Source organism: Cupriavidus sp. AU9028 (assembly GCF_019795295.1).
Taxonomy (GTDB): domain Bacteria; phylum Pseudomonadota; class Gammaproteobacteria; order Burkholderiales; family Burkholderiaceae; genus Cupriavidus.
In genome coordinates this window covers 166,987-193,241 of sequence record NZ_JAIMCG010000006.1, presented here as the reverse complement: position 1 = coordinate 193,241, position 26,255 = coordinate 166,987, and the positions used below count along the sequence as shown (strand labels likewise).

Here is a 26,255-nt window from a genome sequence, read left to right as displayed (position 1 = left end):
CAAACCGTTAGCGCTTCAATTGCCTTGGGTTTTCTCCCCTCTCTCACTTGTGGGAGAGGGCCGGGGAGAGGGAGCAAACCGCTAACGCGCTCCGCGCTCCGAACCGACCCTGTCCAGCTGCGCCAGCAGCGCGCCGATATCGGCCGGCTTGGTCAGATGCATGGCAAAGCCCGCCTCTGCGCTGCGGCGGCGGTCGGCGTCGGTGCCATAGCCGCTAACGGCGATCAGCGTGACGTGCGCCGCCCAGGGCTGGGCGCGAATATGCCGGCAGACCTGGTAGCCGTCCCGTCCCGGCATGCCGATATCGAGCAGCACCACATCGGGCCGCAAGCTATCGGCCTTGGCCACCGCGTCATCCCCGCTGTGGGCCAGTTGCGCGTCGTACCCGCTGAGCCGCAGGATTTCACCGAGCGATTCCGCGGCGTCGACGTTGTCGTCCGCCACCAGGATGCGCAGTGGCGGCAAGGGCCTGCAATCCCCATCGTCCGCCGCCTCGATGGCTGCCGCCGGCCGTGATGGCTGGGAATCGGACTCGGTCGCAACGCCGGGTCCCCGCGTCCGCGCACCCGCGGTCAGGCGCACGCGAAATTCCGCGCCCGTCCCCATGCCGTCGCTATGTGCGGTCACCGTGCCGCGATGCAGGGTGACCAGCCGTCGGGCAAGGGCCAGCCCGACGCCAAGCCCCGCGGTGGCGGGGTACACCGGGGCCGCACCCTGAAAGAAGAGACCGAAGATCTCCTCCAGTTGTTCGGGCGGAATCCCCAGGCCCACGTCGCGCACCCGAACCTCGACGATGTCCTCGCCGCCTTCGTCCATGCCGGTATCCGCTTCCAGCCAGATCGGCGCGCCGATCGGGGAGTACTTGCTGGCGTTGATCAGCAGATTGGCGAACACTTGCGACAGTCGCACCGGGTCGGCATCGAGCTGGACCGGGCCTCGCGGCAGCGACAACTGCAGGCGCTGCTGGCGCGATTTCAAGGTAGGCGCGGTAATTTCGATCGCCAGACGGGTCACTGTCTCCAGCGTGGTTCGCTCGACCCGCAGTTCGATCTGGTCGCGCGTGATCCGGCTCACATCGAGCAAATCGTCGACCAGCCGGGAAAGGTAACCGGCCTGCCGGGTCACGACCTCGCCGGCATAGTGCGCCAGCTCGCTGTCGCCCGGTTTGCGCAGCATCAGCTCGCCCACCGTGCGCATCGGCGCCAGCGGATTGCGCAGCTCGTGCGCCAGCTGCGCGAGGAAGACGTCCTTCTGGCGTGCCTGCTTTTGCAGTTCGCGCTGGTTGATGTTCTGCTGCAACAGGTCCGCCGCCTGCCTCACGAGGATGTCGAACAGCCGCAGATCGCGCTCCGTCACGCGATGCGGTCTGCGCCAGTGGGTCGAGATCATGCCGAGCAGCTGGCCGCTGCGCGAGAGCAGGGGCGTGGTCTGCACCGAGCGGATGCCGAGGTGCCGATACGTCTGCAGATCCTCGCCGTTCACCTGTCCATCGCAGTCGTCCACATCGACGACATGCACCCGGGCCGCGGTGCGCAGCGCGATCGCGCAGGTGCTGCTCGAATCGACAGCGACCCATTCCCAGAAGCGCGCCGCGTGTTCGTCGAAGCCATGGTTGCCCAGCAATCTGAGCTCGCCGGACTCGCCCCGATCCGCGTCCAGCATCTGGATGCTGGCGAAGTCCGAGTCCATGATCTCCACCGCCGCGGCGACGATTTCATCGAACAGGCCGGGCATGCCGCTTTCGCCGACGCGCAAGCTCATGCCCTGCAGCAGCCGCGTATCCGACAGCTCCGCCTCCAGGCGCGTCCCCAGCCGCCCCACAGCCTGCTTCAGGCCGTTCTGCCGGATCGCCAGGCTGGCGATGCTGGCCGCACAGCAGGCGAGTTCGCCTGGCTGCTGCAGACCCCGGCCGGTGCCGTCGTCGCCGGCGAGCAACAGGAAGCCGCAGTTGCGGTCATTTTCCTGCCACAACGGTGCCAGGGCATACCGTTCGATGCCCGCCGCCAGACAGGCGGTGCGCCAACTTTCGCCCAGGCCGGAGGTGCCGCGCACATCGACGACGGGACGGGCGCCGCCGTGGTCGTCGATGCCGGGCTGTGCGGCGCCGCCGAAGGCCTCGGCGGCGGCGGCGATGGCACTGGCGTGTTCGGGGGAGAGGCCTTGGGCTTGCCACTCACGGCCTTCGCCGCCGACTTCCGTGACCAGCAGGGCGACAGTGCCGGCGCCCCCTGCGTCCGCGACCCAGGCGAGAACCTGCGCGAGACATTCATTCAGCGTGGCGTTGCGCTCGATCGCGGCAAATACCGCGGCTTGACCTCTGAGCAGTGCTTGCAGCGCCAGGGACGCCGATGGGATGTTCCTGGCAAGGTCGTCTCGGGCGGACAGGCCGGCATCGCGAGGATCCGGCACCGCGCCCGTCAAATGGGCCGTCATCAGATATCGGGGATTGTTCTTGACCGCTGCGGCGCCGGCATCGAGTCCCCCGGTCCGACCTGGACCGGTGAGGGGATGGCACGGATGACGGACAGGCGGCGCCGCTTCGGGATGAAGGATACCGGATTTCGACCAGCGGCAGGGCGCTCAGGCTCTCGCCGCGCTGGCGCCCGCCACAGCTGCCGTGCGGGGGCCGGCGCCCAGCGACAACAGGGCCGCGATGAAGCAGGCGGCCCCTGCCACGTACAGCGCCGGCGAATAGGTCAGCAGCAGCGTGCGGGACAGGCCGGCCCCGTAGGCCGCCACGGCAGCGCCCAGCTGGTGCGCGGCGAAGATCCAGCCGAATACCATCGGCGCAAGCCGGCTGCCGAAGGTGGCGCCCGCGAGCTTCACGGTCGGCGGGACCGTGGCGATCCAGTCCAGCCCGTAGAACGCGGCGAACAGCGACAGGCCGTACAGCGAGAAGGTCGAATGCGGCAGCCACAGCAGCGACAGGCCGCGCAGCCCGTAGTACCAGAACAACAGCTTGCGGCTGTCGTACCGGTCCGACAGCCAGCCCGACAGGACCGTCCCCACCAGGTCGAATGCGCCCATCATCGCCAGGACGGAGGCCGCCGGTACCGGGCCGAGACCGAAATCGCCGCAGAGCGGAATGAAGTGGGTCTGGATCAGGCCGTTGGTACTGAGCCCGCAAATGAAGAACGAGCCGGCCAGCAGCCAGAACACCCGATTGCCCGCCGCGTCGCGCAAGGCGAGGAAAGGGGCGCTCAGTGCCATGCGCGGCGGCATCGTGCCGGCCTGGGCACCGGTTGCCGTCGGCTGGGGGTCGCCATACGGGGCGAGACCGAGGTCGGCCGGGCGATCGCGCAGGAAAATCCACGCCAGCACCGACAGCCCGGCACAGGCCGCCATCACCGGCAGCACCGCGCTGCGCCATCCCACGTTCTCGATCAGCCAGGCCGCCAGCGGCAGGAAGGCAAGCTGGCCCGTCGCCGCGCTGGCGGTCAGGATGCCGATCACCAGGCCGCGCCGCGCGCAGAACCAGCGGTTGGCGACGACCGCGGCGAGCACCAGTGCCGTCATGCCGGAGCCGAGCCCCAGCAGCAGGCCCCACGCGACGAAGAGCTGCCACAGCGCCGTCGCCTGGGTCGCCAGGCCCATGCCCGCGGCGATCAGCAGCAAGGCAGCCGTGACCACGCCGCGCATGCCGATCCGCTCGATCAGCATTGCCGAGAACGGCGCCATCAGCCCGAACAGGGCGAAGCGGACGGCCAGCACCGAGGCGACCTCGTCAGTGTTCCAGCCGTGCTCGCGCTGCAGCGGCACCAGGAACGCGCCGGGCAGGCCCAATGCCGCCGAGGTGGTCAGCATGACCAGGAAGGCGAGGGCGGCGATCAGCCACGCATAGTGCAGGCCGCGCCGGTGCAAGGCGGCGGAAAGCGAGTTGACGAGCATGCGGGTTCCACGAAAGGAAGGGGAGTCAGGAATGCCGCCCGCGGCCAGTCGCGCCAGAAGCCCGCGCAGGCCGAGCGCCTCCCTTCCGCCGGTTCGGCTCGGCTGGAAAGCGTTTCTTTGACAGGCGGTAACGTGATGCGAATGCGGCGGACACCATCAGGCCGTGCCGCTGCGATGGCAAGCCGATCAGTCTTCCGGCGGGGGAATGTCAGGCGAGGGCAGGCCCAGCGCCGCACGGGCGGCGGCGAGCAGGTCCTCGGAAAGGGCATCGCCAGCGGTGGCGCGGGCGAGCATCACCGCGCCCACCATGGTCGACAGCTCCGCCAGCGCACGCTGGTGCCTGGCCTGCGGGTCCGGGTCGTCCACGGTTTGCGCCCAGCGTTCGACCAGGCCCTGTAGACCTTCGGCGTAGGCGCGGCGCACCGGTTTTTCCGCGGATTCCCGCCCGACATCGACGGCGAGGGCCACGGCCGGACAGCCCCGTCCCGGACGGTCGCGATGCGCGATGGACAGGTACGGGTCGGCGACCGCCGCGCGCTTGTCCGTGCCCGCGTCGGCAGCGTCTCGCATCCGCGCTTCCCAGCGGTCGAAGGACTCGACGAAGGCCAGTTCGCACGCCCTTGCCGCCAGCGCGTCCTTGGAATCGAAGTGGCTGTAGAAGCCGCCGTGGGTCAGGCCCGCTGCCGCCATCAGATCGGCGACGCCGACGCCATTCAGGCCGCGTTCGCGGAATAGCCGGGACGAGGCCGCCTCGATGGCGTCACGGTTCTTCTGGGTCTGCGCACGGGATGAGCGGGGCACGGGCGCTCCTGGTGGATGGCTCTTGGGCGCAGTTTAGATGATGCTCATCATCCAATCAATAATAAAATGATGAGCATCATTTATTTGACGGCGCAGACCCTGTGCCGAACCGGGATCAGGCCGCTTTCGAGCGGGCCGCCACCCGGTAAGCGCCCAGCGCCGTACTGGTAATCACGATCTGCACCACGGCGCAGGCGATCGTCGCATTGGTGCCGTAGCCCACCAGCTTGGTCCCGAGCGCCCCGACCGCCATCTGGCCGCAACCGTACAGTCCGGCGGCTGCGCCGGTCAGCCCCGGCACCGCGGAGATCGAGCGAGACAATGCGGCCGGGCTCGCCAGCCCCGCACCCATCGTCAGCATGAAGGTGATGCCGATCAGAAACGGCGGCGTCAGCCAGCCACCGAGCTGCACCAGCAACAGCAGCACCGCCATCGACAGGCTCAGTCCCGCTCCGGTGTTCAGGAAGATCTCGGGGCGAAGCGAGCCCGCCAGCCGCCGGGTAATCAGGGTGCCGAGACTGGCGCCCGCAATCGTGACCGAGGCGAACCAGCCAACTTGCCAGACGGGTAGTCCCAGCTGGCCATGGACGATGTACGCCAGCGTGGCGAGATAGGGATACAGCGCGGTGGTGGAGCAGGACCCGCCCAGCATGTAGCCGAGGTAGCGCGAATTGCCGAGCAGCCGCACATAGTCCCTGCCGATCTTCAGTACCTCCAGCGACCGCCGGTGCGGATTGGTTTCCGGCAGCATGCGCCAGGCGCAATACACCATCAGGCCGGCAATGCCGACCAGGAACACATAGATTGCGCGCCAGCCGAACTGATCGGCCAGAAACGAGCCAACCACCGGCGACAGGCCGGGGCCGACCAGCGTCAGCAGGTTCAGCAGCGCGAGGTCGCTGGTGACACGGCCCGGGGCAGCGGTATCCCGCACGATGGACCGGCCCAGCGTAATGCCGGCCGCACCGCCGAGCGCCTGCACCGAGCGTGCGATCAGCAGCCATTCGAGCGAGGTGGCGAACAGCGCCATGACACTGGCGCACAGATACAGGCACAGGCCGACCAGCAACGTCGGCCGGCGCCCGATCGTGTCGGAGACCGGCCCGTAGATCAGTTGGCCAAAGGCCAGGCCCAACACGTAGTAGGTGATGGTCTGCTGCATGCCGGCGGGCGTTGCATGCAGATCGGTGCCCGCCAGCGGTAGCGCCGGCACGAAGATATGCATTGCCATGGTGCCGCTCAGCGTCACCAGCACCAGCAGCCACATCGGCGCGCGCACGGCCGGCGAGAATGGCTGTTCGCGGGGTTCCGGGCAGTGTCGTGGGGATTGCTGCGGTGATTGGTGCGACGATTGCTGCGAGGATTGCGGCGCTTCCTGCGGTCGTCGCGGCGAAGGTGGTTGCGAGGGTTGCATCGATCGGGGCCGCATCAGATTTCGTCGAGGCGGCGGGAAATTTTCTCCAGGGCCTGCCGTGTGGTCTGCAATTCGGCGGGCGAAAGTGTTTGCAGGATCTGCGCTTCGATTTCCAGGCTCTTGGCCACCATCCGTTCGGCCATCGCGCGGCCTTCGTGGGTCAATCGAATGCTCTTGGCGCGTCGGTCCGTCTCCTCGGTCTCCCACTCGACCAGGCCCAGTTCCCGCAACTGCGACAGCACCCGGACCAGCGACGACTTGTCCAGCGCCAGGATTTCGGCAAGGTCTTTCTGCCGCATGCCGGGCGCGTCCGATTCGTACAGTGCGACCAGCGGCGCGCGGCTGGCGTCAGTCAGGCCCAGTTCCCGGAAGCTCTGATCGACCGCCCGACGCCACCGCCGATAGACCGCGCCCACCAGCCGCCCAAGCCGGGCGCGCGCCTGCTCGATGCGGGCGGTGTCGGCAGAAACAGCGGCGGAGGAGGAAGGGGAGACAGGTGACATGCAAACTATTATTCGCCCCGATGGTTTGCATGTCAACCAAAGGTTCGGCGAGACAGCTGCAATGCGCGCGGGTGGCGCGGGCTTTGCTTGGTTCACTCCGGCACCCGGGCGCCAGTTGGACTGGCGGCGCCGGAACCCTGCGCTATGGCACCTTACAGGAGGCGAATCATGTCGGATGGAAAACTGGGCATCGCGGGAACTACCTTTATTGCCTTTACCGTCGCGGGCGTCGCCCTTGCGGCCTCGCTCTATCTGGCGTATCTGTCCATGCCGCCGCGTGGGCGCTCGATGGTGCGCAAGGTCCTGGATCACGATTCGCCGGACGGTACCGCGGCGGAACCGGCGGCTGCCACGCAGGAGCCGGTGCGCTCATATTGAGCGGCGAGGCGGCGAGGGAAGGGCACACGCAAGCGGCGCGGCACCATGGCGCATAATGCCGGGACTGTCCAACCCTCCTCCCTGCCCATGCAATCCGTCTTTCATCTCGCCTTCAACGTTACCGATCTGGACCAGGCACGCCATTTCTACGGCGGCGTGCTGGGGTGCAAGGAGGGACGCAGCACCGATACCTGGGTCGATTTCGATTTCTTCGGTCACCAGATCTCGCTGCATCTGGGCGAGCCGTTCCGCACCGCGCGCACCGGCCACGTCGGCAAGGTGCTGGTGCCCATGCCGCATTTCGGCATCATCCTGCTGCTGCCCGACTGGCGCGCGCTGGCCGACCGGCTGACGGCCGCCGGCACCGAATTCGTGCTCGCGCCTCAGGTCCGTTTCGAGGGCGAGCCGGGCGAGCAGTGGACCATGTTCTTCACCGACCCGTTCGGCAATCCGATCGAGGTGAAGGGATTCAAGACGTGGGAGGCGGTGTACGAGCACTGAACCGAGGCGGGTTCAGTGCCGATGCCGGGAGCCGCGCGCGGCGCCGATCTCGGCCAGCACCGCATCCACCAGCCCGGCTTCCGCAGCAGTGCCGCTGGCGGCGAGCGCATCGCGATAGACCGTCAGGACGACCGGCGGCACCCTGCGCAACACCGCGCGATGGGAGATGTGCCCGGCCTCGGATGCCTCGGCTCCCGAAAAGAGGACGACCGCTTCCCGCGCCGCCTGCACTGCCACCGCAACCATGTCGGGGCGGTTGAAGTCGAGGCCCTTCTGCAGAAAAAAGCGCGCCACGCTGGCGTGCTCGTCAGGGCAAGGTGGCTTGGGGGCAGTGGCGCCGTCGTGGCAGGTCTCGCTCATCGGGGATCGGTTCGGGCCGCCCGTTGCGCGGGGGCGTACCGGCCAACTGTCCCACAAGTCGCTTTCCGATTCCTTTCACGGCCGAGCAACGCGCGCCTCGGTGCAGCAGTTGATGCGGGCGTACCACAGCCACGACCGCACGCTTCAGTTCGCGCCCCCTCGAATCAGGCAATCTTCGAGCAGAGGCTTGCCTTCGGCGAGCTGGCCGCCGCTGCATTCCACCGCCACCTTCTGCCCGCGCCGGACCATCGTGGCGCGTGCTTCGACCTCGCACACTCTTCCAGCAGGCCCGCAGATTTGCCGTGGCTGCAGATTCGCGCGCAGAGGCAGCGCCGGTTCATTGGTGCGAATCTCCAGATAGACCTGGTCCTCGCCCTCGCGCCGGATCCCGCTGGCTACGCCCTCCACGATGAAATAGTCGTCACGGTACTTGAGCGCCGCCAGATCGGCATCCTTCTGGTAGTCGCGCAGGATTTCGTCGGCCGGGTACTCGGCCAGCCGGTCGGCCGGGCGGGCAGGATCGATGCTGACGGGCGGCAAGGTACCGTCCTTGGGCAGGTTGCGATGGGAAAACACCGCCTGGGGCTGCGACGCGTCGGTGGCTGGCGCGTCGCCATCGCCGGCCAGGGGGCTGGTTTCATTGCCCACCAGCCAGAGCATGGCCAGTACCGCCAATGCCACCAGGGCGACGGCGATTTGTCGGTTGCGGTCGATCATGGGAATCCAGGGTGTTGTCGAGGACGAAGCGGCGCGCGCCTCGCTTTGCCGCACGGCGCCGTGCAAGGGCGGAAGTCTAGCCGGTTTTCCCGCAAGCGATGCCAGCGCTGGCCCTGCATCGCCGTCAGGCCCGGCTTTGCGCCACCATCCAGACCCCCAGCGCGGATGTCGCCGCCCCTAGCGCCATCGTCCAGCTCAATGGCTCGCCGAACATGGCCCAGGCCCACAACATCGTCACCGCCGGGCTCAGATACAGGACCGTGGCCACGCGGGTCGCGCTTGACCGCCGCAGGCAAAGCCAATAGATGCCGTAGCCGCCAAGCGTGGAGAACGCCGCGGTCCACAACACACTGAGTGCAAAGCCGGCATTGGCGACCGGCATCAGGCTGCCTTCCATGCCGGCAAGACCGGCGAAGGCGAGCGCCGACACCAGGCACTGCATCCACAGGTTGGGCAGCAGTCCCAGTGCGTCCGGTCCCTTCGTGGTCTTCTGCCACAGCGTGGCGACCGCAAGCGACAGCATGCCCAGCAGTGGCAAGCCGTAGGCCCACAACGGCGCCTTGCCCACCGACACCACGTCGTGCGTGACCAGCACCACGCCGGCCACCCCTGTTGCCAAACCCAGCCAGGCCCGCGCGGGGAGCCGCTGCCGCAGCACCACCGTGGCCAGCAACGCCACGCCAAGCGGAAGCAGGTCGGCCAGCAGGGCCGCCAGCCCGGCCGGCACGCCCAGCTCGATGCCCTTGACCACGCCGGCCAGATAGCCGCCCATCGAGAAAAGGCCGACGGCCGCGCTGCGCAACAGCGCAGCGCGGGAGGCCGTGCGCAGCTGCGCGATGACGAACGGCAGCAGCACCAGGCTCACGAGCACGCAGCGCCAGAACACCACCAGCATGGCCGGCGCATGGTCCAGCGAGAATCGCGCGCCGACGAAGCCGGAGCTCCATGTCACGATCAGGACGGTTTCGAGCAGGGGCAGCGGCAGGGTAGCTGCCCAGCCGCGCGGTGTGCAAGCGGCGGGGCAGGGCGGTGCGGAAGAATGGGACATGGTGCCCAGACTACAAAACCGGTGTAGTCTCGTAAACCAAAACTTCCTGCAGCAGTCGTTCACAAATCCGAAACCATGAGCGCCGTCCTCGATATCGAACTGGTCCGCACTTTTCATACCGTGGCGCGCAGCGGCCGCTTCAAGGCGGCCGCCGAACTGCTGCACAAGAGTCCTGCCGCCATCAGCACGCAAGTCCAGAAACTGGAAGCCGTCGCCGGCGGCCGGCTGTTCGAGCGCGACAACCAGTCCGTCGCGCTTACGGCGTTGGGAAGGCGGCTGCTGGCCACCACCGCGGACCTGCTGTCCACCCACGACCGCGTCCTCGCCGAGCTGCACGGCACGCGCCTGGCCGGCAGGATCCGGCTCGGTGTGCCGGACGAATACGCGGCGCACGTCATCCGGGACATCCTGCCTGTCTTCACCGCTGCCTGGCCCAATGTCGTCCTGGAGGTGCGTACCTCTCCCAGCTACACGCTGCGCGATCAGGTCCAGCGCGGCAAGCTGCAGGCCGCCCTGGTGGCGCAGCCGCAGCGGCGGCCGCGCCAGGGTCCGGAGGGGGTGGCCACCACCATCCCGGTCTGGGTCGGGGCCGCCACGGCAAGGATCGGCAGTGCCGATCCGCTGCCGCTGGCGTTGTACGCAGCGGACTGCCCCTATCGGGACGCGATGCTGGAGTCCCTCAGCCGCAGCGGCCGCCGATGGCGCGTCGTACTGGACAGCCCGTCCAGCCAGGCCGTGCAGGCCTGCGTCGAGGCGGGGCTCGCGGTCAGCCTGATCGACCGGGTCCGCGTCACGGCCGACATGCAGATCCTCGACGGTCTGCCCGCCATTCCGCCGCACGAGGTGGTCTTTCTCCGGTCCGCGTCGTCACGGACCGATGAGGCAGTCGATCTGCTCGCCGAGGCAATGCATCGGCATTTCCGACTTTGAATTTTCCCGCCTGTGACCTATGCGCCGGCCGGGCCTGCATCTTGCGTCAAGCATCCAGAACGCGCCCCGGGCCTTGCGTGTTGACGGCTACGACCTCTTTGTCGCGCTGCGTCTGCGGGCATGACTCATCACATCCCTACAAAGAGGTTCCGCCATGAACGAGCAGAAGCCTATCTTGACGACCCGCCAGGGACATCCGGTCAGCGACAATCAGTCGCTGCGCTCCGTCGGCGAGCGCGGCCCGGCCACGCTGGAGAATTACCAGTTCATCGAAAAGATTACGCACTTCGACCGGGAGCGCATCCCCGAGCGCGTCGTGCACGCCCGCGGCACCGGCGCCCATGGCTGGTTCGAGGCCTACGGCCGCATCGGCGACGAGCCGGCGTCGAAGTACACCCGGGCCAAAGTGCTGAACGAGACTGGCGTGCGGACGCCGGTATTCGTCCGGTTCTCCACCGTCATTGGCGGACGCGAGTCGCCCGAGACGGCCCGCGACCCGCGCGGCTTCGCCATCAAGTTCAAGACCGTCGAGGGCAACTGGGACCTGGTCGGCAACAACCTGAAGGTCTTCTTCATCCGGGACGCCATCAAGTTCCCGGACATGATCCACGCCTTCAAGCCCGATCCGGTCACGAACCGGCAGGAGCCGTGGCGCTTCTATGACTTCGTCTCGCAGTCGCCGGAAGCGCTGCACATGGTGACGTGGGTCAAGAGCCCATGGGGCATCCCGGCCACCTACCGCGAGATGGAAGGCTCGGGCGTGAATACCTACAAGCTGGTCAACGACCAGGGTGTCGCGCATCTGGTCAAGTTCCACTTCCAGCCCAAGCAGGGCGTGCGCAACCTGACCGCCGCGCAGGCGGCGGAAATCCAGGGACAGGACGTCGGCCACGCCACGCGCGACCTGTACGAGGCGATCGAGCGGGGCGACTATCCCGAATGGGAGTTCTGCGTGCAGATCATGAGCGACGACGAGCATCCGGAGCTCGACTTCGATCCGCTCGACGATACCAAGCGCTGGCCCGAGGACAAATTCCCGCTGCTGCCCGTCGGACGTCTGGTGCTGGACCGCAATCCGGACAACGTCTTTGCCGAGACCGAGCAGTCGGCCTTCGGTACCGGCGTGTTGGTCGATGGCATCGATTTCTCCGACGACAAGATGCTGCAGGGCCGTACGCTGTCGTATTCGGATACCCAACGCTACCGCGTCGGCCCCAACTACCTGCAACTGCCGATCAACGCGCCGCAGGAAAAGGCGCGCGCCCACACCAATCAGCGCGATGCGGCGATGGCCTACTACGTCGACCCGGCCGGCGGCAACAAGCACATCAATTACGAGCCGAGCATCATGGGTGGACTGCAGGAGGCACCGAAGCCGGCCAAGGAATATCACCAGTGGGTGGAAGGGCATCTGGGCCGCTACCAGACCTCGCGCACGACCGACGACTACCGCCAGGCCGGCGAGCGCTATCGCACCTTCGAGGACTGGGAGCGGGACGACCTGGTCAACAACATCGGCGGCGACCTGAAGCAATGTCCGGAGCCGATCCAGCTGCGCATGGTCTGGCACCTGTGGCACTGCGATGAAGACTACGGCCGGCGCGTGGCCGAGATCGCGGGCATCGACCTGGAGAAGGCCAAGGCGCTGCCCCCGCTGCCCGGCAAGCCCGCCCCGCATCAGCGGCGCGAGCAGCCGACCTACACCAGCGGGCGGCAGGAAGCGCCGGCGCGGATCGACGAAACGGCGGGCGCGAAGTAAATGCAGCCGGATCGCGATAGCCAGGGCAGGCCCGTGCTGGACGACGACACGCTGGCGCAGGTGCAGCGGGTCTTCGCTCTGGTGCGGGCCGGCGAAAGCGAACCACTGCGACCGCTGCTGGAGCATGGCCTGCCGCCCAACCTGCGCAACCAGAACGGCGACAGCCTGCTGATGCTGGCCTGCTACCACGGGCACGCCGCCACCGCGGCGCTGCTGCTATCTCATGGCGCCGACCCCGCGCTGCGCAACGACCGGGGCCAGTCGCCGCTGGACGGGGTCGCATTCAAGGGAGATACCGCCATCGTGCGTCTGCTGCTGGACCATGGGGCCAGCGTGGCGGACGCCGGTCCGGACGGACGCACGGCGCTGATGTTCGCGGCGATGTTCAACCGGGTGGAGATCCTGGAGATGCTGCTGGCCGCGGGCGCCGACCCGAATGTCAGGGACTCGGCCGGCATGACCGCGCGGGCGCTGGCGATAAGCATGGGGGCCATGGATACGGCGGCGCGGCTGCCCGTGTAGCGCGCCGGTCCCCGGGTGCCGCCATGTCGCCCTGGCCGATGGCCAGCGACTACGGCGCGCGGCCGTGTTGCTCGCGATAGGCATGCTCCACGGCGAGCAACATCGGCATCAGCAGCCCTGCCAGGTGGACGTCATACAGGTACAGGTAGATTGCAGCCGGGGCAAACAGGTAGAAGATCGCCGTTCGCGCCAGCACGGCAAGCGCGATCGTCGCCGCTATCGGGCACCGTCGGTAGAAGGGAAGGGCAATGATCAGGACGATGAGCTGAGGAAGATGGCTCATGGTCTTTTTCGCCAGCGTTTCGGCGAATGCCGTTACCGCCGGGAACGGATGCCCACGACCTGAAAATCCGTAGAGTTCTCTTACCCGGATCTGTTCGGGGCTGGACGATGCGAGCCAGTCATCCATGTAGTCCAGCGGCGGATAGGCGTCCAGGCGGTACCAGGGATGACCGATCAACCCGCCGAACGTCGCGGTCCTGAGCCGCAGGAACAGGAGCGGCTCTTTCACCATCAGTTCGAGATACAGGGACCGCAGTGCGGCAAGTTCCGCGTTGCCCGGCTTTTGCCGGGAGCCGGAGGTGTCGTGCCAATAGAAAATATGGTACGGGGACCAGTGGCTGATCGCGTACCGCGCATCCATGACCCGATCCAGCGACGAGAACAGCCGCTCTTGCAGCGCCTCCGGCAGCGCCGCGCCGTGGGACAGGATGCCGGTCAGCGGATTGACCATGGCCGCCGCCTTGTAGTTGTCCTTCTCCGCTGCGACGACCGTTTGTCCGGGTAGCAGCACTCTCTCCACCACGCTTCCGGACCCCGCCAGGATTGCGCCGGCCAGCCCGATTCCGAGCACGGTGGCGAGCATGGTGCGCCGCGACACCCCTGCCGCCAGTGGGACCAGTATCACGATGACCAGGCCGAGGCTTGGAATATTGTCGGCGCGAAACAATGACAGCAGCGCACCGAGCGTCACGATGCCGGCGGCCCACAGCGCCCGACCCGACGCCGAATGCTGCCGCCATGTCAGCGCCAGGCGAAAAGCGGCGACGTAGTAGACGGCGAGAAGAAGGCCGTTCATGGTGTCGCGAAGGTGCATCATGGTGCCGATCATGATGCTGCTGAACGGCAACCATGCAACCAGCACGATCACCGGTATCCAGGCTGCCAGCGTCTTGCCCGACCGGAGCGACCACGATGCGACTGTCAACAATAGCGTGCCGGTAAGCAGGAGCGAATACAGGCTGATAATCCACGGCGGGCCGAGCATCAGGAACGCCCCGACAACCAGAGGGTATCCAAGGCCGTACCAGAGATCGAGTGTTCCCGTTTGTGCGTAGATATAGGGATGAAAGCCGTCCCAGTTGATGATCGCCGGCCAGCCGGCGACTGCCGCCACGGAGAGAACGAAGACGACCGACCCGCAGCAGAGCAGAACCGGAGCGCGCCGGCCCTGCGAATACGCATCGCGCAACGAAAGGACCGTCCGGCAAAGGCAGGCGATCAGAATGACCGCGCCCGCGCACAGTGCGGCTGCGAGGATCGCCATCGCCTTGATGACGGTGGTTTGCGTCCGCTGCAGGGGAGGTACCTGCAGCGAGCCGTCGCCCTGCATGGGAGGGCCGACGACGTACGATCCCGAATCCGGATCCACCCTGACAACTTTCGCTATCGGCTTTCCGTTCTCGTCCTCCAGGCGGACACGGGAAACCCAGCCAGAGTGCCTGTCCCACGGGGACAGACTGATGGTTGCCCGGCTCGTGTAGATCGATACGCCGTCGCCAACGCGCTCGGCCAGCAGGAAGAGCCGTTCTGCGCCAGGCGAAGCCTCGGGGAGGGGCACTTCCTGAACCCCTCCCGCATGGAGCATCGCTATCGAGGCGCTGGGCGCGGCAAGCGTCAGCTCATACAGGCAGAATTTGCTGGCCACGAAGGAGCAGTGGGCCGTGGTGCCACCAATGATGGGCGACGACCGCGCCGCTCGGCCATGCAACGGAGACAGCGTCCCTCCAATGGCCTGCAGCTGCCAATCATCGGCGTGCTCCAGCGTGAAGTGGCGCAGCGCGACGCTTCCTGTCGTCAAGTTCGAAGTCAGAGCCTGGGTGAAGCCGCCCCCTGCATCGAGTTCCAGTATTGCCGGCTTTCCGGAAGCGCCGAAGCCGACCAGTTCGAGTGCGCCCGCATGGCTCCGGTCACCGACATGCCAGTATGCAAGGGATGCAACGAGGATCGACAGCGAGAACACTGTAGCGGTCGCACCCGGGAGCGAAGCGGCGTACTGCAATGCAGTCAGGATGGCCAGGGCGACGGCCAAGCCGGCGAGCAGTCGCTGAAGTCCGCTTTTCCATCCCGGAGAGCCTTCCGGAAGTAGAGCCTCTGCAAAGCGGCCGTCGCCGACAACGCCGCGATGGCTCTCGTCGCCAATCCGAATGGTGATATTCGAGTCGCCGTCGATCGCCGCGACTCGAATCCTGGAGAGCGGTGCCCACGTGCCACGGTATGTCAATGGGCCGGGATTCGGGGCCGTCGCAACATACTCGTCGCCCTGCTTGTGCCAATCGTTGCCCTGGAACTGCCGCATGCCTGCGTACGGTGTGGACAGCAGCTGGAGGACAAGCCGCGCAGGTTGGGACGCCCGGCTGTCCGGCTCGATGCTGATTTCGATCCCGGGGAAGGCCGCCGGCGGAACGGAAATGGATAGTGCGATGAACAGCGCGCTTGGAGCGGCGCACAGGATGGCGAAGCGGCCCGGGCGGCGATTGCGCTTCCAGAGGCCAACCGAGATTCCCGCCAGGAACGCCACCGCTGCGGCTGTCAGAAGCGCCTTCCGGTGAACCGCAGGCGAGGCGGCAATCTGGCATGCGAATACCATGGCGAACGTGGCCATGGCCAGCCCGATCCTCGACAAGGATGGGCGGCGGCGTCTTTGGTCTGTCATAGGGTCAGCGGTCATCCGAGGCGGACGAATATGCACGCTGCGCCGGGCAGTTGGCTTCCAGATACTTGCCGGGAAAACAATAACAATGGCTATTCGCGGCGGACGTATGGCAATTTCGGCACGCGCGCAAGTCCTAGAGTAGGACACTCCTCTCGAATTGCGAGCACCGGGTTGCGGAGTCCATGGAGTCCTCGACCGCATCCCCTGGAAGCAAGCCGCTGGGTCCCCGCCTTCGCGGGGACGACGGCAGGGGGGGCGCGCAAAAGCAGACGGGGCCCAAATCCGTCGTCCCCGCGCAGGCGGGGACCCAGCGTCTTTTGCAGGGGGCGGGCACAAGCAGAAGGGGCCCAAAGTCCGTCGTCCCCGCGCAGGCGGGGACCCAGCGTCTTTTGTCCTGGCGATATCGGCGATGCAAGCCGCGGGATCCCCGCGTCCGCGGGGACGACCGCAGGGGTTGCCACCGATGGCGGTGCCTGCGTGCGTCGCGCCGCTGGAGCGGTCCGATCCGTCAGCGTTCCGCTGACGGCCAAGCACGGTTGTCTTGTCTCACGGGTATGGGTATCTTTGTGCCCATGCCCAACGTCGACGAGCCTTCGCATCCCGAGCCTCCGGTACCCCTGTCCGGGGATGCGCCGTTCTTCATCGTCTTCAACGGCGGCTCCGGCAGCGGCGATGCCGAGCAGACGCGCAGGATTATCGAGGAGCGGCTAAGCGAGGCCGGACGGGCCTACACCCTCTTCGTGGTGGACCAACCCAGCCGCCTGCCGCAGGTCGCGTCGATGGCGGTGGAGCGCGCAGCGGCGGTGAACGGCGTGGTCGTCGCCGCCGGCGGCGACGGTACCTTGAACGCGGTGGCGGCAGCCGTCCTGCCCACCGGGCTGCCGTTCGGCATCCTGCCCCGCGGCACCTTCAACTACTTCGGCCGCACCTACGGCATCTCGCGGGAGACCGAGGAGGCCGTGGCCAGTCTGCTCGATGCGCGCATCGAACCGGTACAAGTCGGCCTGCTGGACGGCCGTCCGTTCCTTGTCAACGCGAGCCTGGGGCTGTATCCCCAGCTGCTGGAAGACCGCGAGGTCTACAAGCAGATGCTGGGCAGGCGCCGCTGGGTGGCGCTGATCTCGGCACTGATTACCCTGATGCGCACGCCTGCCCAGCTGACGCTCGAGCTGCTGTCGCAGGGACAGATGCGGATCATGCGCACGCCCACCCTCGTGGTTGGCAACAACAGCCTGCAGCTCGAACAGATCGGCATCGACGAGGCCGTTCATTTGCAGGAAGACCGGCTGGTGGCGATGGCAGCGAAGCCCGTCGGCACGCTGGCGCTTTACGGACTGCTGTTGATGGGCGCCATGGGACGGCTGGGCGATGCCTCCCGGGTCGTCAGCTTCGCCTTCGAGAGCTTGACCGTGCGTGTTCGTGGCCGGCGGCGCATCAAGGTGGCGATGGACGGCGAAATCTCCTGGGCTCGCACGCCGCTGCAATTCTCGGTCTCCCCGAAGCGCCTGCAGTTGCTGATCCCGCGAGACACGAGCCGTCTGGATCGCTCATGAGTCGCGTCCTCCATATCTCCGACACGCATTTCGGCACGGAACAACCTGCGGTGGTGCGCGCCCTGTCCGAATTGTCCCGGAGCCTGGCGCCGGATCTGGTGGTGCTGTCGGGCGACGTGACCCAGCGAGCGAGAAGGGGGCAGTTCTCGGCGGCAAGGGCATTTCTGGCCGGTCTTGCCGTGCCGACTCTCGTCATCCCGGGCAATCACGACATTCCGCTTTTCAATGTGGCGGCCCGCATCTTCACACCCTACGGCGGCTTCAAGCGCGCGCTGGGCGCCGCGCTCGAACCGGTCTTCAGCAATGAGCGGGTGCTTGCCATCGGGGTGAACACCACCAGGCCGTCGCGGCACAAGAACGGCGTGGTGTCGCCCGCCCAGATCGAACGGGTCTGCGCGCGCCTGCGGCAAGCGGGCGACGAGCAATTGCGCGTGGTGGTCGTGCATCAGCCGGTGCGGGCGATCGTGGAATCCGATACCAGCAACCTTCTCATCGGCCGGGACGCGGCCGTGGCGGCATGGGTGGACGCCGGCATGGATGTTGTCCTTGGCGGACACATTCACCTTCCCTATGTCGTGCCCTTGTCCGGACCCTCTTCGCGTCGTGCATGGGCGATACAGGCCGGTACCGCCGTCTCCCACCGGGTGCGATCGTCGATCCCGAACTCGGTCAACGTCGTCGAACACCGCATCCGGGACGGTCTGGCGCAGTGCCGGGTCCAGCGGTGGGATTTCGACGCCGCCAGCGCCGCCTTTGCACCCGTGGTCAGCACCGCGCTTGACCTGAGCCGCTAGGCCGGGCGTCCCTCGGCCACCCGCAGTTCGCTCGCATCCCGTCAACCCTCCTTTGTGGGGATTAGGGCACTTTTTAAACCTCCCACATACTCGCGCACGCCGATAGCCGGGAGCCACCGGATATGGGGCGAGCAGTACGGGGTCGATGTACCGGGATCAACAACCGGAAAAACAATCAAAACAGCGCCGCTGGAGGCGTCGCGCCTGCGCGTCCTTCCGCGGCACAACACGGGATATTGAAGAATGCAATTCAGGCTTCTTTTGACGGGCGTGGCAGCTGCCATGCTGGCCGCATGCGGCGGCGGCGGGGACGGAGATGGCGCGGCCCCCCAGACGCCGGTGACGACCACCATCCGCGGTACGGCGGCGGTCGGCGCTGCGCTGGCCAATGCAGACGTACAGGCCAAGTGCGTGGCGGGAACCGCCTCGGCTACCACGGCGGCAGACGGCACCTTTACCCTGAGCATCGCCGACGCACAGCGTCCTTGCGTGCTCAGCGTAGCGACCCCCGACGGTGCAACGCTGCATTCGGTGGTGACGCCGGGCACGGGCACGGCGGTGGTGGCCAACATCACGACGCTGACCGAACTGATTACCGCATCGCTGGCGCAAGGCAGCGCAGCCGCGTTCTTCGAAGCCTTTGACGCCGCAGCGCAGGCTCGGCTGACCGACGCGAACGTCGATACCGCCACCGGCTCGGTGCGCCGGATGCTCGATGGCGTGGTCGATCTGGCCGGTGTGGATCCGATCCGTGACACCCTGGTGGCCGCGCATGGCAACACCGCCGGCAATGCGCTGGACCAGAAGCTGGATACGCTGGGTGCGACGCTGGCTCGTTCGGGCACCACTCTCGCGGAACTGTCCGAGGCCGTCGCCAACAATGCAGGCGCCGAAGCCATCCGCACGGCGCTGCAACCGGCATCGGCCAGCTGCGCGGGCCTGCGTACGGGCGCGTACCGGATGATCAATCTGGCGATCGGCGGCATCTCCCAGACCGTCGCACTCGATGCGCAAACCATGACCATCAGCGTCCCCGGCGAGACGGAAAGCGGCACGCTTCCCATCACGCCTGAGGCCAACGAGGCTTGCCGTTTCAATGTGGATGGCCTGTCCGCGCTGGTGTCCCGCTCGGGCATCACGGTGATCAACGCCGCCTCCATGGGCGCGCCGCCGTTCCTGATGCTGCCGCAGCAGACCATCAGCATCGCCGAACTCGCCGGCGACTGGAATGGCCTGGGCTTCGAAGCCGAAACGGGCGAGCTGGCCCCGACCCGCATCACGCTGAAGATCGACGCCAACGGCGTGATCAGCGGCGCAGAATGCGGTCGTGAGGGCTGCACGCCATGGAATGACGCTCAGTCCCCGGTCATCACCGCGAACCCGGATGGCAGCTTCGACATCACCGACGAAGACGGCGCCCAGCGCGCCCATGCGTTCAAGGGTACCGACGGCGTGGTGTCGATGTTCATCGGCACCGAGTCCGGCTTCATCGTCGCCAGCCAGCAGAAGGCGCTGACGCTGCCGGCGCTGGGCGCGAAGAACGCGTATTGGGACATGTCCGTCCTCTCGTCCGGCATGGTCGAGGACATCAGCACCTTTTCGACCACCATTGCCGAAGTCGATGCCACCGCGGGCACCTACAGCCGGCTGCGTGACGACGGTCGCCTCGATAGCTGGACCATCAACCAGCCCGCCATTGGCCTGCGTCATCGTCCGCTGACGGCGACCACGGCCGAGACTGTCTCGATGAGCCTGGGCAACACGGGCGTCATCGTGGCAACCGGCTCCCGGCAGGCATCGAGCTACTTCGGGGTCTCGGTGACCCGGCCCTGAGTCCGCGGCAGTTCGGGCTCTCGAAGACCGGACTGCCTAGCGAACGCCGCAAGGCCATGACGCCCGCCGCATCCGTTGCGCAGTATCGGCAATGGACACGGCGGGCGTTTCCGTGTTGGCGTCCGGGCGGCGTGGGGGAGCGCCAGGCACCTGCCGCTGGGCTCGGAACGCGTGCAAGGCGGCGTCCGACCTGCTAGGCTTGGGCATCCCATCCGCTGATCGTCCCGTTCCCCAACGCCATGCAGCGCATTCTCATCGTCCTGGGTCTGCTGTGCCTGCTCGCCGCACTGGCGTGGCCCTGGCTGTCGCGATTGCCGCTGGGCAGGCTGCCCGGCGACATCCATATCGTTCGCGCAGGCTTCAGCTTCCATCTGCCGATCACCACCTGCCTGCTGATCTCGGCGGTGGTCTCGCTCGTGCTCTGGCTGTTCCGCCGCTGAGCGGAAACGCCGTCGTTCGTGCCACCATGCCCATCGCATACCTTCGCAGCCTTGCCGGCACGCGGCGCACCCCGGAAGCCAACTGGCGCCTCGGGCGCTATCTGGCCTTCGTCGCCGGCGCGATCAATGCCGGAGGCTTCCTGGCGGTGCATCAGTACACCTCGCATATGTCGGGCATCGTCTCCGCAATGGCCGATCACCTTGCGGTGGGCAGCATCACGCTGGTGCTCGGTGGCCTCGCCGCGCTGATGTCATTCATCGCCGGCGCCGCATGTACTGCCGTGATGGTGAACTTCGCGCGCCGCGCCCGGCTGCGCGCGGAATATGCCTTGCCGCTGATGCTGGAGGCCGCGCTGCTGCTGGCATTCGGGCTGCTGGGCCACAACCTGGAGCGGCATGCGGCGTTCTTCGTGCCGGCGACCGTGCTGGTGCTCTGCTTCATCATGGGGCTGCAAAACGCGCTGATCACCAAGGTGTCCCGGGCCGAGATCCGCACCACCCATATCACCGGCATGGTCACGGACATCGGCATCGAGCTCGGCAAGCTGGTCTACTGGAACCGCACGGCACCCGCCGAGCGGATATCCTTGTCCCGGAACCGCCTGACACCGGTCATCGCCAACAGGTTCAAGCTGCGCGTGCTGACCACGCTGGTGGTGCTGTTCTTTGTCGGTGGACTGGTCGGTGCGATCGCGTTCAAGGAACTGGGCTTCAGCGCGACGCTGTGGTTCGCGGCGCTGCTCGCGGGGCTGGCGCTGGTGCCGATCGTCGACGATGTGCGTCTGCGAGCAAGGGTGATGCGGCGCGGGTAGGGGGCTTCTTGCTGCGCCGGCGGCATTTGCTGGCGAACGCCGGGGATAGCGCCACGATGGATGCTGCCGTGACGAGACAATGATCGAGGTCCCGGTATTGTTGTGTCGGGAACCGGGAAAACCCCGCAGCGGCAGCCCATCCCGAGTTTCGCCCTGGCCGAGGCGGGTGAGACACTACGGGCCCGCCGCCGGCATGGTACACCGAGGCGCGCCGCTTGTCCTGGGCTCGGATCGAAACGCCGTTTCCCGCTTCCCGCCGCGGCGATACTCAATCGATCAGCTTCCCCTGCGCATCGAAGAACGGGTAGGCCGGACCGTGTTCGCCGATCGCGGCGGCGTGCGTCACCAGCCCATGTTCCGGATGCCACCAGTGCAGCAGGTAGCCGGGCGGCTCCATGCGAAACCGCGAGGCCGCACGCGGGTCCAGATCCAGCGCGACCTGATGCGCGGGTCCCGGGGCGGTCATCGCGATGGTGCCGCCGAAGCGCCGGACGATATGCCGATGCAGATGGCCGCACAGCACGCGTTCCACTTGCGGATGGCGCCGGACTACCGCCTCCAGCAGCGCGGCGTTTTCCAGCCCCTGCTCGTCCATATGACCGATTCCCGTGTGAAAAGGCGGGTGATGGAGCATCAGCAAGGTAGGGCGATCCGCCGCAGCCGCCAGCGCGGCCTCGAGCCATGGCAGCGCATCGGGGTCCACGCGCCCGCCGCTCTGACGAGGGACGGTGCAGTCGAACGCAATCAGCGTCAGCGGCCCGGCGTCGATGCGGTAGTGAATGGGCGCCTCGCCGTCACCCGCCTCGAACAGGTAGCGGTGGTCCGGAAAGACGCGGCGCAGCGCCTCGCGGCTGTCGTGATTGCCCGGCATCAGCCGCACCGGGATCAGCAGGCTATCGAGCATCGCGCGGAGAAAGCGATATTCCTCCTCGGTGCCGAAGTCGACCAGGTCGCCGGTCACCACGGCAATGTCCGGTCGCTGCGGCAACGCGTGCAGGGCGTCGATGCACTGGCGCAGTGCGTCGGCCGTATCGACGCGCCGATATGACAGCTTGCCGCCTGCCTTGATATGCAGGTCGGTGATGTGGGCGAGGAGATAGGGCTTGGCCGTGGGCTGCATCATGCGGCGCTCCCCGCGGGAACGGTCAGCAGGTGGCTGGTATCGATGCGCAGGCCGACGCGGTCGCCAGCCATCCAGCGGTCCCGCCGCGCGGTATCGAGCACGATGGGGGCGGGGGCGCCGACATCGACCAGCAGGCGCGTGGCGTGGCCCAGGAACAGCGCGGTGACGATGCTGCCGTTCAGATGCACGTCGTGGGCGTTGGGCGCCTCGGTCAGCGATACGTCCTCGGGTCGGAACATCAGTTCGGCCCGTATCGCCTCGGCGGGGTGCGGCTCACGCGGCAGCGCGCCGCCGGGTACCCGCCAGACCGCGTGCTCGGCGGTCGCGGGCAGCCGGTTCATCGTGCCGATGAAGTCGGCGACGAAGGCGTTGGCCGGCTGCCGATAGATTTCCTGCGGCGAGCCGCTCTGCGCGATGCGTCCCTTGTCCATCACGATGATGCGATCGCCCAGCGCCATCGCTTCAGCCTGGTCGTGCGTGACATAGACGGTGGTGATGCGCAGGCTGCGCAGCAGCCGGTTGATGTCGGCGCGCAGGGCATCGCGCAGCTTGGCGTCCAGCGCGGTCAGCGGCTCGTCCAGCAGCAGCACGCGCGGCTGTACCGCGATCGCGCGCGCCAATGCGACCCGCTGGCGCTGGCCGCCGGAGAGCTGATCGACCCGCCGGTTGGCGAAGGCGCCCAGTTGCATCATGGCCAGCATGTCGTCGACGCGGCGCTGCCGCGTCTGTGCATCGACCCGGCGCACCCGCAGCCCGTAGCCGATGTTCTCGGCCACCGTCATATTGGGGAACAGCGCGTAGTTCTGGAACACCATGCCGACGCCGCGCTGCTCGATCGGCAGATGCGTTACCGTGGCGCCGCCGAACAGCACGTCGCCGCCATCGTCCGGGAATTCCAGTCCGGCGATCATGCGCAACGTGGTGGTCTTGCCGCAGCCCGACGGCCCCAGCAGCACGACGGTTTCGCCGGCGCCGATATCCAGATCCAGCGGCTCGAGGGCGCGTGTGCCGTCGGCAAAGGTCTTGCCGCAGCGGCGCAGCGCGATTGGAGTGGGTTCATGCATGGCGAGGGGCCTCGATTCGGGTCTGGTTCTGGTTCTGTGCCTGCTCGGTAGAAGTGCCCGCACCAGCGGCCAGGCTCAGCGAGGAAGCAAGGGAGCCTGCGAGGGGCTCCGGCGTCTCCTGCACCGGGTGCCGCTTCGCGCGAGCGCCCATGGCGGAGATCATCTGCATCACCACCAGCAGGGGAATGATCATCAGGAAGAACACGATGGTGTACGCCGACCCGATTTCCAGCCGCATCGACGCGTAGCTGTCGGCCAGTCCCACCGGCAGCGTCTGCGTGGTCGGCGTATGCAGCATCCATGTCAGGTTGAATTCGCCGACCGACAGTGTCACGACCATCAGCGCGCCGGCGAGGATCCCTTGCCGGCAGTTTGGCAGCACCACCGTGAAGAAGCGCTGCATGCGCGAGGCACCGAGGCTGGCCGCGGCGTCCTCCAGCGTGCGGATATCGATGGCCGACATGATCGCCAGCACCGAGCGGACCATGAAGGGCAGGGTGAACAGCACATGGCCGATCAGGATGAAGACCCAGCTGGTGCGCAGCCACGGCAGCCCGCCATACAGCAGGATCAGCCCCAGCGCGGTCGCCAGCCCCGGGATCGCCACCGGCAGCATCAGCAGCTCCTCGATGACCCGCGTCACGCGGCTGCGCCGCAACGCCATGTAGTAGGCGGTCGGTACGCCAAGGACCAGGGTACAGGCGAGGCAGGCCAGCGCGATCCACAGCGACAGGAAGATGGTGTTGCGGTACAGCGCCCACACTTCCTCGACCCAGCGCGTGGTCAGGCCGCTTTGCAGGCCGACGAAGATGTTGTTGGTCAGGCCCGCCAGTACCGACAGCACGACCGGCACGGTCATGAAGGCGCAGACCGCGATGGTCAGTACCAGTTGCGCCCACCAGGCGCCGCCGCGACGATTGGTTTTCATGCTCGGGGCTCCTAGGCAGTGGCGGCAACCGCGTTGCCGGACAGATGGCGGGCCACCGCGAGCAGCACCCACGTCACGGCACCGAGCAGGATCGAGAGCGCGGCGGCCATGCCGAAGTTGGCGTAGTTGGTGAACTCGTTGTAGATCGTCAGCGGCAGCACATCGAGCTGCGTGGCGAGCGTGAAGGCGGTGCCAAACGCGCCCATGCTGGTGGCGAAGCAGATGGCGCCGCTGGAGATCATCGCCGGCATCAGCGCAGGCAGCATCACGTCGCGCACCACGCGCCAGCGGCCGGCCCCGAGCGAACGGGCCGCTTCCTCCAGCGACACGTCCAGCTTCTCGACCGCCGCCATCACGGTCAGGATCACGCGCGGAATGGAGAAGTACAGGTAGCCGACGAATAGCCCGGTCATGCCGTAGGCGAAGGTCCAGCGCTCCCCGCCGAGCAGGTCGCCGATCGAGGCCAGCAGGCCGTTGCGTCCGCCCAGCATGATCACCATGAAGCCGATCACCACGCCGGGGAACGCCAGCGGAAAGGTCAGCATGGCGACCAGCACGGATTTGCCCGGCACCGGATGCCGCTGCAGGAAGGTGCCGGCCACCCCGGCGATCAGCAGCGTGGCCAGCGTCACCAGGCCGGACAGCAGCACCGTCGACAGCAGGCTATGCAGGTAGCGGGGGCTGGACAGCACCGTCCAGTAGACCCCCGCACCGTCGTCGCCCGCCACGCTAACCACAAGCAGCTTGGCCATCGGCAGGCAGAAGAAGGCGAGGAAGACGATCAGCGCGGGCAGCGCGAAGACGATCAGCGTGCGGGCGCCAGGAGCGCGGGAGGGGCGGGTCATGATGCGAGACTCTCCATCGGGCAGGGGCCGTTGGCCGGGACGGGACCGCGCGGGTGCCGGCGCAGCGTCGAGGCGATCCCCGTCAACGCACTTCCTTCAGGTACTGGTCGCTGAACGCCTTTTGCACCTCGGCCATCTTCCCGTAGTCGACCGTCTTCGCACGGGCGTAGTCGGAAGCCGGCAGGAAGCGGGCCTGCACCTCGGCGGACACCGCCTTGGCGCGCACCGGGCGCAGATAGGCGTTGGCCCACAGCGCCTGGCCGGCATCGGACAGGACGAAGTCCAGCACCTTGCGCGCTTCCGCCTGGTGCGGGGCCTTGTTGACCATGCTCATCACGTAAGGCACCACCACCGATCCTTCCTTCGGAATCACGAAGGCGACGTTGGCGCGGTCCTTGTAGCGGGCGCGGTAGGCGTTGAAGTCGTAGTCGAGCAGGATGGGGATCTCGCCGGACAGCACGCGCGCGTACGCGGTCTGCTTCGGCACGATCGGCTGGTTCTTCTGCAGGTCCTTGAAGAACTTGATGGCCGGGCCGAAGTTGTCCAGCGAGCCGCCCATCGCCTGGTTGATCGCCACCGCGCCCACATAGCCGACGAAGGCGCTGGCCGGGTCCAGATAGCCGATCATGCCCTTGTACTCCGGCTTCTGCAGGTCGGCCCACGATTGCGGCACCGGCTTGCCGCGCAGCGCATCGACATTGACCATCAGGCCCAGCGTGCCCGAATGGATGGCGAACCAGTTGCCCTGCGGGTCCTTCAATCCCTCGGGAATGTCGTTCCAGTTGGCCGGCTTGTACGGGGCCGTCACGCCTTCCTTCTGCGCCTGGATGCCGAAGGTCACGCCGTAGTACACCACGTCCGCCACCGGGTTGGCCTTCTCCGCGACGATCTGCGCCAGCGACTGGCCCGAGTTCTTGTTGTCGTGCGGCACCGTGACGCCAGTCTTCTCCTTGATCGCGCGAATCTGCGCGGCCCAGTCGGCCCATTCCGGCGGGCAGTTGTAGCAGATCGCGGTCTGCGCGGCCGCAGCCTGGCTGAATACGACCGCGCCAACCGTGGGCAGCAGCCAGCGCAGGCGGCGCAGCCAGGACGAAGTCGATTGCATGG

General features: G+C 67.2%; 23 protein-coding genes and 1 pseudogene. 10 read left to right on the top strand and 14 right to left on the bottom strand.

What is annotated here, in order from left to right; translation table 11 throughout:
- Positions 1-81: 81 nt before the first annotated feature.
- The 5 genes from K6V06_RS09160 to K6V06_RS09140 form a co-directional block, all read right to left on the bottom strand.
- A complete protein-coding gene (locus K6V06_RS09160; RefSeq protein WP_222242398.1) occupies positions 82-2,433 on the bottom strand; it encodes a response regulator in 2,352 nt (783 codons plus the stop codon).
- A 147-nt stretch (positions 2,434-2,580) separates the two neighbouring features.
- On the bottom strand, positions 2,581-3,888 hold the full coding sequence (locus K6V06_RS09155) for an MFS transporter (protein ID WP_222242396.1): 1,308 nt from the start codon (positions 3,886-3,888) through the stop codon (positions 2,581-2,583).
- 186 nt (positions 3,889-4,074) lie between these two features.
- A complete protein-coding gene (locus K6V06_RS09150) occupies positions 4,075-4,689 on the bottom strand; it encodes a TetR/AcrR family transcriptional regulator (RefSeq protein WP_222242394.1) in 615 nt (204 codons plus the stop codon).
- Between the two features lie 115 nt (positions 4,690-4,804).
- Positions 4,805-5,968: a multidrug effflux MFS transporter gene (locus K6V06_RS09145; RefSeq protein WP_370637424.1), complete on the bottom strand. Its 1,164-nt coding sequence runs from the start codon at positions 5,966-5,968 to the stop codon at positions 4,805-4,807.
- Positions 5,969-6,117: 149 nt separating this feature from the next.
- Positions 6,118-6,606, bottom strand: coding sequence for a MarR family winged helix-turn-helix transcriptional regulator (locus K6V06_RS09140; protein WP_222242392.1), 489 nt, complete (start codon positions 6,604-6,606; stop codon positions 6,118-6,120).
- Between the two features lie 168 nt (positions 6,607-6,774).
- Here K6V06_RS09140 and K6V06_RS09135 point away from each other — a divergent pair, with 168 nt between their 5' ends.
- Complete coding sequence (locus K6V06_RS09135; RefSeq protein ID WP_222242390.1) at positions 6,775-6,984, top strand: hypothetical protein; 210 nt, start codon at positions 6,775-6,777, stop codon at positions 6,982-6,984.
- A gap of 87 nt (positions 6,985-7,071) precedes the next feature.
- Positions 7,072-7,485: a VOC family protein gene (locus tag K6V06_RS09130; RefSeq protein ID WP_222242388.1), complete on the top strand. Its 414-nt coding sequence runs from the start codon at positions 7,072-7,074 to the stop codon at positions 7,483-7,485.
- 12 nt (positions 7,486-7,497) lie between these two features.
- On the opposite strand, the gene K6V06_RS09125 is transcribed toward K6V06_RS09130, so the two are convergent.
- From K6V06_RS09125 to K6V06_RS09115, 3 genes are all read right to left on the bottom strand, one after another.
- Entirely contained in the window at positions 7,498-7,845 is a 348-nt protein-coding gene (locus tag K6V06_RS09125; RefSeq protein WP_222242386.1) for a hypothetical protein, read from the bottom strand.
- Positions 7,846-7,989: 144 nt separating this feature from the next.
- Positions 7,990-8,562, bottom strand: a complete 573-nt coding sequence (locus K6V06_RS09120; protein WP_222242384.1) for an OB-fold putative lipoprotein — start codon at positions 8,560-8,562, stop codon at positions 7,990-7,992.
- A gap of 124 nt (positions 8,563-8,686) precedes the next feature.
- Positions 8,687-9,610 (bottom strand): DMT family transporter, encoded by a 924-nt coding sequence (locus K6V06_RS09115; protein WP_255581721.1) that lies wholly within the window; start codon positions 9,608-9,610, stop codon positions 8,687-8,689.
- A gap of 75 nt (positions 9,611-9,685) precedes the next feature.
- Here K6V06_RS09115 and K6V06_RS09110 point away from each other — a divergent pair, with 75 nt between their 5' ends.
- The 3 genes from K6V06_RS09110 (at position 9,686) to K6V06_RS09100 (ending at position 12,821) form a co-directional block, all read left to right on the top strand.
- A complete protein-coding gene (locus tag K6V06_RS09110) occupies positions 9,686-10,540 on the top strand; it encodes a LysR family transcriptional regulator (RefSeq protein ID WP_222242382.1) in 855 nt (284 codons plus the stop codon).
- A gap of 154 nt (positions 10,541-10,694) precedes the next feature.
- Entirely contained in the window at positions 10,695-12,299 is a 1,605-nt protein-coding gene (locus K6V06_RS09105; RefSeq protein ID WP_222242380.1) for a catalase, read from the top strand.
- Positions 12,300-12,821 (top strand): ankyrin repeat domain-containing protein, encoded by a 522-nt coding sequence (locus tag K6V06_RS09100; protein ID WP_222242378.1) that lies wholly within the window; start codon positions 12,300-12,302, stop codon positions 12,819-12,821.
- A gap of 49 nt (positions 12,822-12,870) precedes the next feature.
- Here K6V06_RS09100 and K6V06_RS09095 read toward each other — a convergent pair whose 3' ends face one another.
- Positions 12,871-15,705 carry a hypothetical protein gene (locus K6V06_RS09095; protein WP_222242376.1) on the bottom strand — a complete coding sequence of 945 codons (2,835 nt, stop codon included), beginning with the start codon at positions 15,703-15,705 and terminating at the stop codon, positions 12,871-12,873.
- Positions 15,706-16,328: 623 nt separating this feature from the next.
- Between K6V06_RS09095 and K6V06_RS09090 the strand changes: the two genes are divergently transcribed.
- From K6V06_RS09090 to K6V06_RS09070, 5 genes and pseudogenes are all read left to right on the top strand, one after another.
- Positions 16,329-17,309: a diacylglycerol kinase family protein gene (locus K6V06_RS09090; RefSeq protein WP_255581720.1), complete on the top strand. Its 981-nt coding sequence runs from the start codon at positions 16,329-16,331 to the stop codon at positions 17,307-17,309.
- Positions 17,306-18,103, top strand: coding sequence for a metallophosphoesterase (locus K6V06_RS09085; RefSeq protein ID WP_222242373.1), 798 nt, complete (start codon positions 17,306-17,308; stop codon positions 18,101-18,103). The genes K6V06_RS09090 and K6V06_RS09085 overlap by 4 nt, the downstream gene beginning before the upstream one ends.
- Positions 18,104-18,442: 339 nt before the next feature.
- Positions 18,443-19,936, top strand: a complete 1,494-nt coding sequence (locus K6V06_RS09080; protein WP_370637423.1) for a hypothetical protein — start codon at positions 18,443-18,445, stop codon at positions 19,934-19,936.
- Positions 19,937-20,175: 239 nt separating this feature from the next.
- Entirely contained in the window at positions 20,176-20,376 is a 201-nt protein-coding gene (locus tag K6V06_RS09075; RefSeq protein WP_222242369.1) for a DUF2905 domain-containing protein, read from the top strand.
- 26 nt (positions 20,377-20,402) lie between these two features.
- Positions 20,403-21,164, top strand: a pseudogene (locus K6V06_RS09070) (YoaK family protein); the annotation flags it as partial.
- A gap of 292 nt (positions 21,165-21,456) precedes the next feature.
- Here K6V06_RS09070 and K6V06_RS09065 read toward each other — a convergent pair.
- The 5 genes from K6V06_RS09065 to K6V06_RS09045 all read right to left on the bottom strand — a co-directional run bounded on the left by K6V06_RS09065 (position 21,457) and on the right by K6V06_RS09045 (position 26,253).
- A complete protein-coding gene (locus tag K6V06_RS09065; protein WP_222242365.1) occupies positions 21,457-22,311 on the bottom strand; it encodes a phosphodiesterase in 855 nt (284 codons plus the stop codon).
- Positions 22,308-23,375 carry an ABC transporter ATP-binding protein gene (locus K6V06_RS09060; protein WP_222242364.1) on the bottom strand — a complete coding sequence of 356 codons (1,068 nt, stop codon included), beginning with the start codon at positions 23,373-23,375 and terminating at the stop codon, positions 22,308-22,310. Before K6V06_RS09060 ends, K6V06_RS09065 begins: the two co-directional genes overlap by 4 nt.
- Complete coding sequence (locus K6V06_RS09055; protein WP_222242362.1) at positions 23,368-24,303, bottom strand: ABC transporter permease; 936 nt, start codon at positions 24,301-24,303, stop codon at positions 23,368-23,370. Before K6V06_RS09055 ends, K6V06_RS09060 begins: the two co-directional genes overlap by 8 nt.
- An 11-nt stretch (positions 24,304-24,314) precedes the next feature.
- Positions 24,315-25,148: an ABC transporter permease gene (locus K6V06_RS09050; protein ID WP_222242352.1), complete on the bottom strand. Its 834-nt coding sequence runs from the start codon at positions 25,146-25,148 to the stop codon at positions 24,315-24,317.
- Between the two features lie 82 nt (positions 25,149-25,230).
- Positions 25,231-26,253: an ABC transporter substrate-binding protein gene (locus K6V06_RS09045; RefSeq protein WP_222242350.1), complete on the bottom strand. Its 1,023-nt coding sequence runs from the start codon at positions 26,251-26,253 to the stop codon at positions 25,231-25,233.
- Positions 26,254-26,255: the final 2 nt, after the last annotated feature.